This window comes from Micromonospora sp. LH3U1, from assembly GCF_028475105.1.
Taxonomy (GTDB): domain Bacteria; phylum Actinomycetota; class Actinomycetes; order Mycobacteriales; family Micromonosporaceae; genus Micromonospora.
Genome location: NZ_CP116936.1, coordinates 2,567,631 through 2,583,456, shown reverse-complemented (window position 1 = coordinate 2,583,456; position 15,826 = coordinate 2,567,631). Strand labels below are relative to the sequence as shown.

Sequence of the window (15,826 nt, the reverse complement as noted above, 5' to 3'; positions counted from 1 at the left end):
GGTCGTCGTTGAAAAATCAGATCCCGAGGTACGCGAGCAGTTCGCGTTCCCGCGAACGCACCTCGGAGTTGTCCATCGCCTCGGCGACGCGTCCCTCGGCCAGCAGGTAGTGCCGGTCGGCCACACCCGTGGCGAAGTGCAGGTTCTGTTCGACCAGCAGCACGGTCACCCCGTGCTGTTTGGCCTCGCGCAGCAGGTCACCGACCTGCTGCACCAGCAGTGGCGAGAGGCCCTCGGTGGGCTCGTCGCAGAGCAGCAGCCGGGCGCCCATCCGCAGCACCCGGGCCAGCGCGAGCATCTGCTGCTCGCCGCCGGAGAGCGTGGTGGCCGCCGAGTCCCGCCGGGTGTAGAGGGCGGGGAACGCCTCGTACACCCGCTCCAGCGACCACGGGTCGGGGCCGACCGTGGGCGGCAGGGTGAGGTTCTCGGTGACGGTCAACGTGGCGTAGCTGCCCCGGTCGTCGGGCACCCAGCCCAGCCCCAGGCGGGCCCGCTTGTGCGCCGGCAGCTTGGCGATGTCGCGCCCGTCCAGCTCGACCGTGCCGCGCTGACCGGGGTGCAGCCCCATCACGCAGCGCAGCAGGGTGGACTTGCCGGCACCGTTGCGCCCGACCAGGGTGACCACCTCGCCAGCGGAGACCTGGAGGCTGACCTCCCGCAGCACCTGCGCCTCGCCGTAGAAGGCGGAGAGGTTCTCAATGCGCAGCATCGGCGGCTCCCAGGTAGGCGGTGATCACGCGCTCGTCGGCGCGGACCTGCTCGTACGGGCCCTCGACGAGGACTTTGCCGGCCTGCAACACGGTGACGGTGTCGGCGAGTCGGCCGACCACGCTCATGTTGTGCTCGACCATCACCACGGTCCGGCCCTCGCGGACCCGGCTGATCAGCTCGACGGTGCGGTCCACGTCCTCCAGGCCCATCCCGGCGGTCGGCTCGTCGAGCAGCAGCACCTTCGGGTCCAGTGCCAGGGCGATGGCCAGCTCCAGGGCCCGCTTGCGGCCGTACGCCAGCGCCTCGGACGGGGCCTGCGCCAGGTCGGCCAGCCCCACCATGGCCAGCAACTCGTCGGCCCGCTCGGTGTAGCGACCCATCAGCTTCGCCGAACGCCAGAACCGCCAGCCCAGCCCACTGGACGACTGCAGGGCCAGCGCGACGTGCTCCCGGGCCGACAGCTGCGGGAAGAGGCTGGTGATCTGGAACGAGCGGGCCACGCCACGCCGTGCCACCTGCTCCGGAGGCAGCCCGGTGACGTCCCGCCCGTCCAGCTCGATGCGCCCGCCGCTGGGTCGCAGGAAGCCGGTGAGAAGGTTGAACAGGGTGGTCTTGCCCGCGCCGTTCGGGCCGACCAGCGCGTGCACACTCTCCGGCGCGACGTCGAGGTCGACGTTGTCGACCGCCCGGAAGCCCCGGAAGTCGCGGGTCAGCCCACGGGCCGACAGGAGCGCTTGCCCGGCCATCGCCTCATCCTCCGCACGGTCGCGGCGACGGTCGTTCGGTGACCGTGGTCACAGGCCCGTCGCGTGGACGAAACCTACGGCGGGCCGCGCACGTCGAACCATGTCGATGACATCCATATTCGGCCGGCAGCGGACGTGCAGAAACTCCACTCCCCCGTGCCGCCGACTTGACCGGATCTCCTAGGTTGATGATCCACACAGCCCCACGGAAGGTCCCCACCCCATGCCTGTCGGCTTCACCATGGCGATCGTCTTCGCCGTCGTCCTGGCGGTCTGCGCCGTCCTGGCTCTCGTCGCCCCCAAGGGCTCGCTGAAGCGGACGGCCTCCCTCGCCGCGCTCGGCTTCCTCGCCCTCACGCTGGTGGTCGGTGTCGCCTCCAGCGCCCACTCGGTGCCCATCCGCTCGGTCGGCATCGTCACCAGCTTCGGTAAGCCCACCGGCGAGGTGACCGGCTCAGGCCTGAAGTGGGTGGCGCCCTGGCAGAAGGTCGGCGAGTGGGACGCGGGCCGGCAGAAGTACGACCACATCGGCGGCAACAACTGCGTACGGGTCCGCACCGGCACGCTCGCCGACGCCTGCGTCGAGGTGCTCATCGAGTGGCAGGTCAAGCCGGAGAACGCGCCGAAGCAGTTCATGGACTACAAGGGAGACTTCAACAGCTTCCGAGGCCAACGGGTGGGTGTGCAGCTCGACAGCGCCGTCAACGACGCCTTCGCCGCGTACAACCCGCTGGAGAAGATCGACGCCCAGACCGGCGACCTGAACGTCGACCTGAAGCCGTTCGCGGCGAACATCAAGACCAGCGGGGAGACCCGGCTCGCCACCGACGTGGACATCCTTTCGGTGACCATCACGCGGGTGAACCACGACGACAAGACCGAGGGCAACATCAAGGCGTTCCAGGACAAGCTGGCGCAGACCCGCAACCTGGAGCAGGACCGCAAGAACGCGGAGATCTCCAAGCAGATCACCGAGACGAACGCGAAGGTCGACAAGGTGACCCGCTGCCTGGAGATCGCCGAGAAGAACGGCGCCAACCCGGGGCTCTGCATCAACCCGGGCATCGTCACCGGCAAGTGACCTGACGCCGGCCCACCCGTGGCGGCGCCACACCGCGCAGACAACAACGGCGGTTGACCGCGACATCCGGTCAACCGCCGTTGAAACGCCGCTCGGCTAGAGGCCGTAGACCGTCAGCTTCGTGCCGTCGGTGACGTACACCCTGCCGTAGGTGACCACGAGCTGGTCGGTCGCGCCGGTGAATGCCGGCGCGTTCAGCGGAGCGCCGTCGACCGGGTTCAGGGCGTACACCCGGTTGCCCTTGGCCGTGACGTACAGAACGCCACCCGCGATGATCGCCCGCTGGTGCTGGCTTCCCGGAATGCTCCGGTTCCAGATGATGGCGCCGGTGCTGCGGTTCAACGCGTAGACAGTGCCCCCGGAGGAGGTGACGTAGAGCCTGGTCGGGGTGACCACCACGAACTGCGGGTTCAGGTTCGACGCGAGCCAGGTCAGGGTGCCGGTCGTCGGGTCGAGGACCTGCAGGCTGTGCCCCCACCCGACGTAGAACTTGGTCCCCGTCTCGTCCGTCGCGAGCGCCCGGTAGTCGCGGTCCCTGTGGTGTTGATGATGCTGCCGGTGGCGATGTCGACGATGGTGCTCGCCAAGGGCTTGGCGGCCGTTCCGGTTCCGGAAAGGACAACGCGACCGTTCGCCGAGACCGGCTGTTGCATGTACTTGTCGTGCTGCCACAGCAGCTGCCCGTCGGCGAGGCGGTAGGCGCGCGTGTCTGCGGCCCACCGGCTCTCACCAGAGACCATGACGACGCCCCGGTCAACGAAAATCTGAGTAGCCACTCCCTCGTCATCGAAGTCCCGAACCATCGTGCCGGTCGGAGCGTCGAGCACGAAGACCTGTGACGCAACGACGCCAGGGGAGTGAAGTATGACGTTCGCCGCCAGGACGACCTGGCCGGCCGTGTGAACGAGCTCCGTAGGCATCACGAACGTCGCGGGGTCCAGCTCGAAGCGCCACTTCTGTGCGCCGGTCACCTCGTCGGTGGCCGTGACACCACGGTCGTCCGGCGTGTACACCAGTCCGTCGGCGACGACCGGTGCGCGCTGACCGGTCCGGGCCGGGGTGCCGGTGTGCTTGAGCTTGAGGTTCGGGACGGTCGGAACCGTCACGGTCGTTTCGTTGGGATTGAATGCGCTGTTGCTGACCAGGTAGCCGGACATGGCCCACCAGCCCGTGCCGCCCGCGGCGGCCGGCGCCGCCGGGATCGCCACCGTCGCCGCGAGCACCGCGGCAACGGTCAACACGAGCGCCGAACGTGATGAGTTGATCGTCGGGGACGCCGACGCGTTGCGCGCGTGGTTGTCGGCCAACCACGACTGCCCGCAGGCCGCGCCGACGTGGAAGCCGCGAAGGCGGACGAGCGGCGGGCGCGCTGATCGAGCAGCGGTCACCGGCCAACACCGCTCGGCTAGTCCAGGGTGACCACCCAGCGAGCGCCCTCGCCCCGAGCAAGCCGGTCGAACGCGGCGGGCGCTTCGTCCAGCGGGATCGTGCCGCTGACCAGCACGCGCAAGTCCAGTGCACCCTCGGCGAGCTCGGCAGCCAGCACGGGCACCTCCAGGTCGGGTTCGGACGAGCCGTACACCGAGGAGCGCAGCGTACGGGCGGAGTGGAAGATGTCCAGCGCGCCGAGGCTGACCATGTCGTCCTTGGCACCCATACCGACCACGGTCACGGCTCCCCCGCGCCGGGTGAGCCGCCAGGCAGCGCGGATGGTGGCCGCACGGCCGACGCACTCGAAGGCGTGATCGACGCCCCGACCCTCGGTACGCGCCCGTACCTCCTTGGAGAGCCGGTCGTCGGAGAGCAGGAAGTCGGTCGCCCCGGCGGCGAGCGCCAGGTCGCGCTTGGCCTCGGCGACGTCGACAGCGAGGATCGTCGTCGCGCCGGCCCGGCGGGCAGCGGTGAGCACGGCGAGGCCGACCCCACCGAGCCCGATCACCGCGACCGATTCGCCGGCAGCCACCCGGGCGGTGTTGTAGACCGCGCCGACACCGGTGAGCACCGCACAGCCGAGCAACGCGGCCCGCTCCGGGGGCAGACCGGCGGGGATCGGGATGACGGCGTTCTCGGGCACCACCACCGCCTCGGCGAGCGCGCCGAGGCCGAGGGTCAGGTGCAGCGGGACGCCGTCGTCGGTCTCGCCGCGCGGCACGGTCGGGGCCGTGGTGTTGGCGCAGAGCCACGGCTCGTCGTGCTGACACCACCAGCAGGCCCGGCAGGCGGGCGCCCAGTTGAGCACCACCGGGGTGCCGACCGCCAGCCGGCTGCCCGGCCCGGCCTCGGCCACCACCCCGGTCGCCTCGTGGCCGAGCACCAGCGGGAACCTCGCGGCGAGGGTGCCGTTCACCATGGACAGGTCGGAGTGGCAGATGCCGGCCGCGCGGATCGTCACCCGCAGCTCGCCGGGGCCGGGTGCGGGCAGGCGAACCTGCTCGACCCGCAACTCGGCGCCGGACCCGCGCGCGACAAGCGCCCGCACGGTGACCGGCGCTCCCTCCAGGGCCGGCGCGGGCGGGGACAGCTCGGGGCCGGTCATCGCTGGATCGCCTTCAGCTCGCAGAACTCGGCGAGCCCGTGCACGCCCAACTCCCGGCCCAGGCCCGACTGCTTGTAGCCGCCGAACGGGGCGAGCGGGTTGAACGGGGCGCCGTTGATGTCGACCGCGCCGGTGCGCAGCCGCCGGGCCACCGCGAGCGCGGCGTCGGTGTCGGCGGACCAGACCGCGCCGGCCAGCCCGTACGACGAGTTGTTGGCGATGGTGACCGCCTCGTCGGTGTCGGCGAACGGAATGACGGCGAGCACCGGGCCGAAGACCTCCTCCTGGGCGAGCGCGCTGTCGGGGTGCACGTCGGCGAAGACGGTCGGGGCGACGAAATGCCCCTGTGTCGGCACCGGGGCGTCCGGGCCACCGGCGACCAGTCGGGCACCGTCGGCCACTGCCCGGTCGATGTGGCCGCGCACCCGCGCGGCCTGGGCGGCGGAGACCAGCGGGCCGAGCCGGGTGGCCGGGTCGAACGGGTCGCCGAGCCGGTAGCCGGCCACCGCCGTGGCGATCAGGTCGAGCGCTTCGTCGTACCGGTCGCGGTGCACCAGCATCCGGGTCCACGCCGTGCAGGTCTGGCCGGAGTTGAGCAGGGCGTTGCCGACGCCCACCTTGACCGCGGTGGCCAGGTCGGCGTCGGGGAGGATCACGTTGGCGGACTTGCCACCCAACTCCAGCGCGACCCGGGCGATCCGGTCGGCGGCGAGCCGCATGATCCGGGCGCCGGTGGCGGTGGACCCGGTGAACGAGACCAGGTCGACGTCGGGGTGCCCGGCGAGGGCCTCGCCCACCACCGGCCCGGTGCCGGAAACCAGGTTGAGCACGCCCGGCGGCAACCCGGCCTGGGTGACCGCGTCGAACAGCAGGTACGCGGTCAACGGGGTCAACTCGCTGGGCTTGAGCACCACCGTGCAGCCGGCGGCCAGAGCGGGCGCCAGCTTCGCCATCACCTGGTGCAGCGGGTAGTTCCACGGGGTGATCGCGCCGACCACGCCGATCGGCTCGCGGACGACGAGGGAGTTGCCGATGCTCTCCTCGACGGGTGCGCGGGCCGCGAGCGCGACGTGGTCGCGCAGCACGGTCAGCGGCAGCCCGACCTGCACCCGGGTGGCGAGCTTGAGCGGCGAGCCCAGTTCCACGGCGATGGTGCGGGCGAGGTCGTCGGCGCGCGCGGCGAGCGCGGTGTGCAGCCGGTCGAGGTGGGCGGACCGCTCTGCGGGGGCCGTGGCCGACCAGCCGGGGAACGCGGCCCGGGCGGCCGCCACGGCGCGATCCACATCGGCCGGGGTGCCGGCCGGCACCTGCCCGATCAGCTCCCCGGTGCTCGGATTTTCCACGTCGATCAGACCGGCGTCGGCGGGAGACGTCCATTCGCCGCCGAGGTGCAGGTGGCGTCGGAGGCGCAGGGCGTCGGGCAGCTGCGACGGCGGGGCGGCGAGGTCCATGGCGTCCCTTCGGGGGTGGGCGACGGGCGATGGCGACGGGGTCGCGACGGGCGAGGAAACTAGCGCTGGGAGTTTGGACGCTACCCGTTGGACCGGGCGGACTCCACCGTGGCGACGGTGCGGGTGTACTCGGCGGCCAGACCGTGCAGCAGTGCGTCCAGGCCGAGGGCGAAGGCGCCCTCGTCCACGCTCTGCTGGTGCTCGGCGAGCCGGTGCGCCTGACGCAGGTGCGGGTAGTGCGCGGCGTACAACTCCGGGTCCTCGACGAAACCGCGGGCGAACGAGCCGAGCGCCGACCCGGCCACGAAGTAGCGCAGCGCCGCGCCGATGTGGGTGGCCCGCGCGGGCGGCCAGCCGGCGCGTACCAACCCGCCGTAGACCGCGTCGGCCATGGCCAGCGCGGCCGGTCGACGGCCCGGCCCCTGGGCCAGGTACGGCACGATGTTGGGGTGGGCGGTGAGCGCCCGCCGGTACGACCAGGCCCAGTCACGCAGCGCGGCGGCCCAGTCCCGGCTGGCGAAGCCGCTGGTGTCGACGGCGGCGGTGACCGTGTCGGCGACCGCGTCGAGGATCTCGTCCTTCGTGGCGAAGTGGTTGTAGAGCGACGGCCCGCGTACGCCCAACTCGGCGGCGAGTCGGCGGGTGGAGAAGGCGGGCAGGCCCTCGGCGTCGATGAGCGCGGTGGCTGTCTCGACGATCAGCTGCCGGGTGAGCCGGGGCTGGCGTGGTCGGGGCACTGCGCTCCTCGCGGGTCTCGGCCGTCAGGTCTGGACGCGGCAAAACTTGCACCGCTAGTTTAAAGGTGACCGGCAGCGCTGACGCCAGGAGGACCACCGTGGACTTTTCACTGACCGACGAAGAGCGGGCGGTGCGGGACACCGTCCGATCGTTCATCAGCCGCGAGGTGATGCCCCTGGAGGCGGAGGTGCTCCGCCGGGAACGGGCGCACCAGCCCGGCCTCGACCACTCCGAGGTGCGCGAACTGCAGCTCAAGGCGCGCAAGTTCGGCTTCTGGGGCCTGGCCACCCCCGAAGAGTACGGCGGGATGAACCTGCCGGCGGTGCTCCAGTCACTGATCTGGACCGAGCTGGGCCACACGTTCGTGCCGTTCCGCTTCGGCGGCGAGGCGGACAACATCCTGTTCCACGCCACCGAGGAGCAGAAGCGGGAGTTCCTCATCCCGACCATCGAGGGCGAGCGGCGCTCCTGTTTCGCGATCACCGAGCCGGGCGCCGGCTCGGACGCCGCGAACATCCGGCTCTCGGCCCGCCGCGACGGCGACGACTGGGTCCTCGACGGCGAGAAGACCTTCATCACCGGCGGCCACGACGCCGACTTCGCCATCGTGGTCGCGGTGACCGACCGGGAGAAGGGCGCCCGCAACGGCGGGGCCACGGCGTTCCTGGTGGACCGGTCGATGGGCTGGCGCTCGGAGTTCATCCAGACCATGGGCGAGGGCGGGCCCGCGTCGCTCATCTTCGACGGCGTACGCGTGCCGCACCGCAACATCCTCGGCGAGATCGGGCAGGGCTTCACGCTGGGCATGGAGTGGATCGGCAAGGGCCGGTACACCATCCCGTCGCACGCCATCGGCATCGCCGAGCGGGTGCTGCAGATGGCGATCGACTACGCCAACACCCGGGAGACCTTCGGCGCGAAGATCGGCACCAACCAGGCCATCCAGTGGATGATCGCCGACTCGGAGACGGAGCTGGAGGCGGCCCGCTGGCTGGTGCTGCGCTCGGCGTGGACGGTCGATCAGGGCCTCGATCCCCGGCACGCCTCGTCGATGGGCAAGCTCTACGGCGCCGGCATGGTCAACCGGGTGGTCGACCGGGTGCTCCAGATCCACGGCGGCATGGGCTACACCCGTGAGCTGCCCATCGAACGCTGGTACCGGCAGGTCCGGCTCTACCGGATCTTCGAGGGCACCGACGAGATGCAGCGGCTGATCATCTCCCGCGATCTGCTGCGCGGTTACACGAAGATCGGCGGTCACCTCGCCTGAGCGGGGCTCAGGGGGTCAGCGCCTCCAGGGCCGCGTCCACGTCGGCCTCGGTGGAGTAGATGTGGAAGGAGGCGCGGACCCGTCCGGCGCGGACCGCCGCGCGGATGCCGGCCGCCCCCAGCCGCTGCTGCGCGTCGGGCACATCCACGCTCACGATGGCGCTCTCCCCCGGCGGCCGGCCCAGCCCCGTCAGGAACCGGTTGGCCAACGCCACGTCGTGCTCCCGGATCGCCGGCACGCCGATCTCGGCGACCAACTCCAGAGCGGGCGCCGCCCCGACCCAGCTGAACCAGGCCGGTGAGATGTCGAACCGGCGGGCGTCGTCGGCCAGCCGCAGCGGCGGGCCGTAGTAGGAGGCGTGCGGGTCGCGGCCCGCGTACCAGCCGGCGGCGTCGGGGCGCAGCCGGTCGCGCAACGACGGGGCCAGATAGGTGTACGCGGTGCCGCGCGGGTTCATCAGCCACTTGTAGCCACCCACCGCCACCACGTCGGCCCGGCTCCCATCGAACGGCAGCCAGCCGCACGCCTGGGTCGCGTCCACCACCACCAACGCGTCGTGCGCGCGGGCCGCGGCCACGATGTCGTCGTACGCGGCGACCGAGCCGTCGGCGGACTGCACCAAGCTGAACGCAACCAGGTCGGTGTCGGAGTCGATCGCGTCGACCAGTCCATCCGCCGGCACCGTGCGGACGCTGACCCCGCGATCCTCCTGGACCAGCCAGGGGAACAGGTTCGAGGTGAACTCGACCTCGGGAACCACCACGGTGGCCCCGGCCGGCAGCGCCGCCGCGACCGGAGCCAGCATCTGGGACACGGCCGCACCGACCGCCACGTCACCGGCCGGCACGCCGATGAGGCCCGCGAACGCGGCGCGGGCCCGGTTCACGGACTCGCCCCAGCCCTCCCAGGACGTACTGCCGACCCGCCAAGCCGCGAGGGCCTCCTGCAGGGCCGTCCAGGCCGGCTCGGGCGGCAACCCGTAGGAGGCGGTGTTCAACCAACCGGGCTCCGGCTGCCACAGCTTCTGTGCCTGCTCGATCTCCATGTGGTCGACGCTAGGCGGGTCGGCGTCGTACGGGCACGGCCAATCGGCGACCGGCGGCCTGTCAGATCCGTACGAAGTCCTGGCCGAGCAACCGAACGCCAGGGTCCCGACCGTCGGCCATGACGCGGTCGAAGAGCACCCGCACGCGCAGCCCTAAGGCTCCGCGAGCACTCCGAGCTCGAAGCGGGCGAGCAGGTCATGGCGTCCCGTGGCGGCCGGCGGATTCGCCCTCGACGGGCGGGTGGATCCGGGTGAGAGTGTCGGCGAGGCCAGCGAGCCACCGGTCGACCTCCACCAGGTGCCGGACCGACTCGGGGCCGACCTCCCCGAGCAGCGGGCGGATCCGTTCCAGTTCCCGGGCACAGCCGGTCGGGACAGGCGTCGGACCGGACCGCCTATCGTGCGCCACCTCGTCGGCCAGGTCGGCGTACGCCGAATGTAGTTGCCCGGCGGACTCCCGCAGCAGCGCGGCCGCGGCGGGCCAGCCGGCGAGGCAGCCGGGCGGGTTGCGTCGCAGCAGCGACTCGGCGCCGGGCAGCACGTGGTGCCCGGCGCTCAGAACGGCGTCCCAGTTCACCTTCTGACGGTGCGGGTCGTGCCGCTCCGAGTGGTACTGGCAGTACGACGAGTCGATCAGGACCATCCGGCGCCGGACCCGATCGAGGGCACGGTCGGGAGGCGGAGCACCGCCGAGCACCGCCTGGACGGTCTGCTCGACCGCGTCCGCGCTGGCCGCCAGATAACGGGCGGCATTGTGCCGCAGGTCGTGGCTCGCGCCACGCGGCCACATCGCCACACCGGCGAGCACGCCGATCACCGCACCGAGCAGTACGTCGACGAGTCGGGCCTCGGCGAGCCGCCACCCTTCCGGGCTGAGCTGGGCGAAGACGACCGTCAACAGCAGGGTGAGCAGCGCCTGCTGCCACACCGGCCCGAGTAGGCGACCGATGCCGAAGGCCAGTATCAGGGTGACCGGCAGGACGACGGCGTAGACGATCGGCTGGTCGACGACGAGCATCACCGCGCCGCTGACCGCGGCACCGGCGATCGTGCCCAGCACGGCCGGCCGCAGCGCGGTGCGGGTGTCCGCGGCCGAGGTGCGCAGGACCGTGAGGGTGGCCAGCAGCACCCAGAAGCCGTGGGTCAGCTGCAACACCCCGGCGGCCACCCGGGCGATGGCGAGCGCCACGGCCAGCCGCAGCGAGCTGTGCAGGTGGGCCGAGCGGGGCGCCAGGTGGGAGCGGAACTGCCACCAGTACAGCCTCCACGGGCTGTGCCGCGCGTACTCGAACAGCCCTGAGGAGGCGTCCTCGCCGTCGAGCCGCGCCCCGGTGGCGACCCGGGCACCAACGGCGAAGACCCGAACATGGTCGGCTAGGGCCAGCGCGGTCGCGTCCCGGCACAGCCGGGGGACGTCCGACGCGTCACGGCCCCGGCCCGCGCCCACGGGGTACGCCGCCTCGGCTCGCCCGACCGCGGCGTCCAGGTCGTCGAGGCCCACTGCCGGGGCACCCGGTGACAGGCTGCGGCCAGCGGCGCGGGTCGTGTCCGCGCAGGAGCGCAGCAGGCGGGCCGCCGCCAGGTCCGGGATCGGTTCCGGCGGGGCGTCCGCCGCCAGCCGGTCCGCCTCGGTGAGGACCTCCCGTAGGGCGGCCGCGCAGATCCGTAACGCCCGATCCTGAACGCCCGCCGCGGTGGGGGCCCACTCCGGAGGGCTGCGGCCCAACCCGATCGCGGCCACCACCTCGTACGCCCGCTTGCGCCGCGTGTCCCGACCACCGTGACCGGCGTGCGGGTCGGTCAACCCGTCGGCGGCGGCGTCGAGGAACGCGGCGAGGCCGTCCGCCGCGTCGTTGAGACGCTGCCGGTAGGAGACGGGCACCGGGTCGGGCCAGAGGACCACCTCGGCCCCGGCGAGCAGCACGATGGCGAGCGTGACGCCGCCGAGTCGCTCCGGCAGGGTGCCCGGCTGGTACGGCGGGAACGACGCCAGGATGTAGAAGAGCTGGAACGCGCTCGCCAAACCCACCAGGCGCGGGTTGCCGACCCCGGCGAACGCCACGACGAACCCGATGACCAGCATTCCGGTTGCGGCCGACCACGTGCTCCACGCCAGCAGCGAACCCGCGGCGATCAGCGCCCAGACCGCCGGCAGCGACGTGACGAGGATCCGCGCCCGCTGCGGCGCGGGCCCGGGCAGTTGCGCGAACGACCCGGCGGCGATCGTGCCGAACAGAGCGTATGTGGCGAGCACCGAACTGCCCGCGCCGTAACGGCAGCCGTAGAAGACGGCGGACGCGACGAGCGTCAACCGTGCCGCGCGTCGCAGGATGGCGTCCCCCGGGTCACGGCGGCGAAGCCGGCCAAGGAGGCTGGTTGCGAGCACGCCTGCTCCCCCGGGTCCGTCGCAGCACCCCTCCCCGGCCCACCATTCTCCACCGAGCCCTCTGGTGACGGCGGGTTTCGCGACGAATCACCGCCGAGAGCTCGTGAACAGGCCGAGCCGGAGGGCCCGGAGCAGGGTGCCGGGGCGACTCAGGGTCGCCGGGTGGTCGAGCATGGTGGTGACCCGACCCAGCCGGGCGTTGAGCACCGGATCGGTCAGCGACGTCCGGAAGAGCAGATCACCGAACCACTTGGTGACCTTGTACCCGGGCGGGTACGGCCCGTCGACGTGCGGAAGCTCGATGTCGGCGGTGGTGGAGATCTGCCAGGCGGCGTCGACGACCACGCGGACCTGCTCGAAGTACGCCCGCGCGGGCTCGTCGAGCGGCTTCGGACCGGACCGCAGGTACGCCGACAGGCAGGACGCGTGCAGCGTCGCGGAGGTCATGCCCTGGCCGTACACCGGATTGAAGGACGCGACCGCGTCACCAGCGGCAACCAACCCGGCGGGCAGGCGGTCGAGCTTGTGGAAGTCGCGACGTCGGCTGTCCGCCTGGTGGTACGTGACCACCCCGCCCAGCATCTCCCCGTGCTCGGCGATGTCGCCGAACATCTGCGGATAGTGCTCCCGACAGCGGGCGGTGAAGTCGGCGACGTCGCGGCTCGGTCGGTCCTCGTCGTAGCCGGCCACCAGCATGATCCAGCGGTCCCCCTCGACCGAGTTGATCCCACCGATCCGGGCGGTACGCCCCTTGCCCGCCATGGTGTGGAAGACCGCCACCCAGGCGTCGCTGACCTTCTCGTCGCGCCGGTAGAGCGCCGTCGCGTAGTTCAGCTTGATCGGCATGCGGTGCATCGGCGGGCGGGGCCACCCGTGCTCGGCCAGCCAGTCGCTGAGCCGGCTGGACCGCCCCATCGCGTCGACCACCAGCTCCGCCGGTTCGACGACAGGCTCGGTGCCGCCACCCTCGGGCACGTACCGGACGCCGGTGACGCGCCGCTCGTCGAAGAGCAGGCCCTCCGCCCGGCCGTACACCATGCGGATGTTGTCGACGGCGAGGGTCCGCCGCCGGACCAGCGCCTCCAGGAACGGGCGCGTGGTGATCAGCGCCGGCCCGGTGTCGGTCGCTGCCGGCGGCAGCCCCAGCTCGCCGTTGATGAAGATCTTCGCGGTGCCCTGGTCGCTGGGCGGCGGAGGCGCACCGAGGGCGAGCGCCTCGTCGGCGATGCCGGGAAACCAGCGTTCCAACTGGACCTGACCGGCGGGCAGCAGCGCGTGCACCTGACTGCCCTGGGGCACACCGGGACGGGGCCCGGCGTCCACATCGGACGGGTCCCGTTCGATGATCAGGACTTCCTCGGCGTGGTCGCTCAACACCCGAGCGGCCATCAACCCGGCCATGCTGCCACCGAGCACCACCGCACGTCGCATGACCACTGTGGTCCCGACCGGTCGTTCGGCCGTCGCTATCTCCGAGAAGATCCGGGACGGAGAGGGGGACATGCGATCACTCCTCGTGCGGTCGGGAAACCTCGGCATCCACGACCGTAACCATCGAAGGGCTCGCAGTCAGCGCTCAGGTGGCCCGCCACTTCTGGTTGGCATTCCCGTTGCACTGCCAGATCTGCAACCGGGCGCCGTTGTCCGGGTTGGCGTCGAGCACGTCGACGCACCTGTCCGCCTTGGTGTTCACCAGGTCGTAGGCCTTGTTGAGGGTGAACTTCTGCGACCCCGCGCCGGAGCAGTCGGCCAGTTGGACAGCGGCCCCATCTTCGGTGGAGTGGCCGGCGACATCCAGGCACTTGCCCATCGAGCGGACCGTGCCGTCCGCGGGGAAGGTCCACAGCTGCTTGGCGGTCCGACGACAGTCCCAGATCTGCAGTCGCGCACCAGCGGTGGCGTTGCCATCCGGAATGTCGATGCAACGGTCACTGGCGAAGCCGAGGATCTGCTTGCCGGCGGGCGCGTTGCTCTGCGTCGGTGAGGGCGGCGGCGGAGCCGACGGTTGCTGCCCTGGATTCCCCGGATCGGTCGTCGCACCGTTGCCCGTCCCCGATGTCGGCTGCCCCGTGCCTGCGGACGGCGGCGGGCCGGCAGGTCTGGACGGCGGGCCGCCCGCGACCGGCAAGCCCTGGAAACCATCCGTGATCAGCGCGAAGACACCCGCGCTCGCCGACCATTCGGCGGCCGAGGTGGTCCAGCCGATCGAGTACGCGTGCCCGTTGTGACCAACGAACGCGCGGCTCACCATGTGCAGCGGCGTGCCGTCCTCGTCGGTGTAGGTCCACTCCCATTCGGCGGCCCGCACCTGGTAGCGCAGTGCGGCGAGCCGGACCTGCCGGTAGTCGGCGTACCGCTTGCGTTCCGCCGCCTCCCGCGCCCGCAGCTCGGCGACCGGGTCCGCGGGGACGGACCGGAGTTCGTCGACGACGAGCACCCGGCTGCCGTCCGGCTCCCGGAACTCGGCCCGCTCACCGTCGCGCCGCACCCGCCAGCCGTCCGGCACCGGTACGAGGAAACGGGGATCGTCGCGGTAGTAGCGCCACCCGGCGGGCGCCGGTGGCAGCACCCGGGACACCGGCGTCTCGGCGATCGGCGACGGGTTCGCGGCTGGCGCCGCCACTCCGCCGTCACTCGCACCGCCGAACAGCCGGCCGTTCAGCAGGGACGCGGTCACCAGCAGGACGACCAGCAGCGCCGCGGCGGCGATCGACCCGATCAGCCGAGCCCGATGCTTGCGGCCCGGCCCGGGCACCGGCGCGGCGGGGACAACCGGCGACGCCGGCGGACCGGACTCGGCGGCGACGAACTCGGGCACGATCTTCGGACGGGGTACCTCGCCGGTGGTGTTGATCCGGGCGACCGGCCCGTCGCCGGTCGTGTTGATCGGGGTTACCGGCCCGCCACCGGTGATGCTCGCCTGGGCGACTGGCTCGTCCGGGGTGGCGGCCTGGCGCAGGAGTCGATCCGCCTCCTCGGCGCTGATCCGCTGGCCTGGTTCCCGGCGCAGCAGTCCTTCGAGGAGCGGGGTCAACCGACCGGCTCGCTGCGCCGGCGGTGGCGGCTCGGTGGCGAGCGCCGCCAGCGTGGCGATCGGAGACGAGCGGTGGTACGGGGTGCGTCCCTCGACCGCCGCGTAGAGGGTGGCGCCGAGCGACCAGAGGTCGGCGGCCGGGCCGACGTCGCCGTCGGTGGCCCGCTCCGGCGCGAGGAACGCCGGCGAGCCGAGCACCATCCCGGTCTGGGTCATGCGTGGGTCGCCGGGGAGGGTGGCCAGACCAAAATCGGTCAGCACCACCCTGCCGTCGTCGGCGAGCAGCACGTTGGCCGGCTTGACGTCCCGATGCAGCACGCCGGCCTGGTGTGCGGCCCGTAGCGCGCCCAGCACGCCGAGCCCGATGTACGCGGCGCGCGCCGCCGGCATCGGCCCCTCGGCTTCGAGCACCTGGTGCAGGGACCGGGACGGGACGAGCTCCATCACGATCCAGGGGTCGTCGGCCGAGTGCAGCACGTCGAAGACGCGTACCACGTTGACGTGACCCAGGCGGGCGACGGCCCGCGCCTCGCGCATGGACCGTTCGCGCATCTCCCGGCGTTCGTCGTCACGCAGGCCGGGCGGTGCCACCAACTCCTTGATGGCCACGTCGCGCTGCAGCATCTCGTCACGGGCCTGCCACACGCGGCCCATCCCACCCTGGCCGAGCGGGCGGACCAGCCGATAGCGATCGGCAATCAACTGTCGAGAGGCGTCTGGCACGACAGGAAGGTACCCGGCGAAGTTTACGTGCCCAATTTTTTCGGGCAGATGGAAAAGCGACAGTTGGATATGTCACATGCAAGATCGACTGCTGACCGATCGTTC

At 71.9% G+C, this 15,826-nt stretch carries 13 protein-coding genes; 2 read left to right on the top strand and 11 right to left on the bottom strand.

The window, feature by feature from the left end; translation table 11 throughout:
- Window positions 1–16 precede the first annotated feature (16 nt).
- Window positions 17–709: an ABC transporter ATP-binding protein gene (locus PCA76_RS11750; RefSeq protein WP_272617491.1), complete on the bottom strand. Its 693-nt coding sequence runs from the start codon at window positions 707–709 to the stop codon at window positions 17–19.
- Complete coding sequence (locus tag PCA76_RS11745; protein ID WP_272617489.1) at window positions 696–1,457, bottom strand: ABC transporter ATP-binding protein; 762 nt, start codon at window positions 1,455–1,457, stop codon at window positions 696–698. Before PCA76_RS11745 ends, PCA76_RS11750 begins: the two co-directional genes overlap by 14 nt.
- Before the next feature lie 223 nt (window positions 1,458–1,680).
- Here PCA76_RS11745 and PCA76_RS11740 point away from each other — a divergent pair, with 223 nt between their 5' ends.
- Window positions 1,681–2,538, top strand: coding sequence for an SPFH domain-containing protein (locus tag PCA76_RS11740; protein ID WP_272617488.1), 858 nt, complete (start codon window positions 1,681–1,683; stop codon window positions 2,536–2,538).
- A gap of 96 nt (window positions 2,539–2,634) precedes the next feature.
- Here PCA76_RS11740 and PCA76_RS11735 read toward each other — a convergent pair whose 3' ends face one another.
- The 5 genes from PCA76_RS11735 to PCA76_RS11715 form a co-directional block, all read right to left on the bottom strand.
- A complete protein-coding gene (locus tag PCA76_RS11735) occupies window positions 2,635–2,952 on the bottom strand; it encodes an outer membrane protein assembly factor BamB family protein (protein ID WP_272619326.1) in 318 nt (105 codons plus the stop codon).
- Window positions 2,953–2,969: 17 nt separating this feature from the next.
- Entirely contained in the window at window positions 2,970–3,926 is a 957-nt protein-coding gene (locus PCA76_RS11730) for an outer membrane protein assembly factor BamB family protein (protein ID WP_272617486.1), read from the bottom strand.
- Window positions 3,927–3,943: 17 nt separating this feature from the next.
- Window positions 3,944–5,074: an alcohol dehydrogenase catalytic domain-containing protein gene (locus PCA76_RS11725; RefSeq protein ID WP_272617484.1), complete on the bottom strand. Its 1,131-nt coding sequence runs from the start codon at window positions 5,072–5,074 to the stop codon at window positions 3,944–3,946.
- On the bottom strand, window positions 5,071–6,525 hold the full coding sequence (locus PCA76_RS11720; protein ID WP_272617483.1) for an aldehyde dehydrogenase family protein: 1,455 nt from the start codon (window positions 6,523–6,525) through the stop codon (window positions 5,071–5,073). The genes PCA76_RS11725 and PCA76_RS11720 overlap by 4 nt, the downstream gene beginning before the upstream one ends.
- Before the next feature lie 80 nt (window positions 6,526–6,605).
- Window positions 6,606–7,262: a TetR/AcrR family transcriptional regulator C-terminal domain-containing protein gene (locus PCA76_RS11715; protein WP_272617481.1), complete on the bottom strand. Its 657-nt coding sequence runs from the start codon at window positions 7,260–7,262 to the stop codon at window positions 6,606–6,608.
- Between the two features lie 98 nt (window positions 7,263–7,360).
- Between PCA76_RS11715 and PCA76_RS11710 the strand changes: the two genes are divergently transcribed.
- Complete coding sequence (locus PCA76_RS11710) at window positions 7,361–8,533, top strand: acyl-CoA dehydrogenase family protein (RefSeq protein WP_272617479.1); 1,173 nt, start codon at window positions 7,361–7,363, stop codon at window positions 8,531–8,533.
- Between the two features lie 7 nt (window positions 8,534–8,540).
- Here PCA76_RS11710 and PCA76_RS11705 read toward each other — a convergent pair whose 3' ends face one another.
- The 4 genes from PCA76_RS11705 to PCA76_RS11685 all read right to left on the bottom strand — a co-directional run bounded on the left by PCA76_RS11705 (window position 8,541) and on the right by PCA76_RS11685 (window position 15,721).
- Window positions 8,541–9,578 carry an aminotransferase class V-fold PLP-dependent enzyme gene (locus tag PCA76_RS11705; RefSeq protein ID WP_272617477.1) on the bottom strand — a complete coding sequence of 346 codons (1,038 nt, stop codon included), beginning with the start codon at window positions 9,576–9,578 and terminating at the stop codon, window positions 8,541–8,543.
- 196 nt (window positions 9,579–9,774) lie between these two features.
- A complete protein-coding gene (locus PCA76_RS11700) occupies window positions 9,775–11,964 on the bottom strand; it encodes an FUSC family protein (RefSeq protein ID WP_272617475.1) in 2,190 nt (729 codons plus the stop codon).
- Window positions 11,965–12,051: 87 nt separating this feature from the next.
- Window positions 12,052–13,467 (bottom strand): FAD-dependent oxidoreductase, encoded by a 1,416-nt coding sequence (locus PCA76_RS11695; RefSeq protein WP_272617473.1) that lies wholly within the window; start codon window positions 13,465–13,467, stop codon window positions 12,052–12,054.
- Window positions 13,468–13,540: 73 nt separating this feature from the next.
- Window positions 13,541–15,721 (bottom strand): protein kinase domain-containing protein, encoded by a 2,181-nt coding sequence (locus PCA76_RS11685; protein ID WP_442930221.1) that lies wholly within the window; start codon window positions 15,719–15,721, stop codon window positions 13,541–13,543.
- Window positions 15,722–15,826 lie beyond the last annotated feature (105 nt).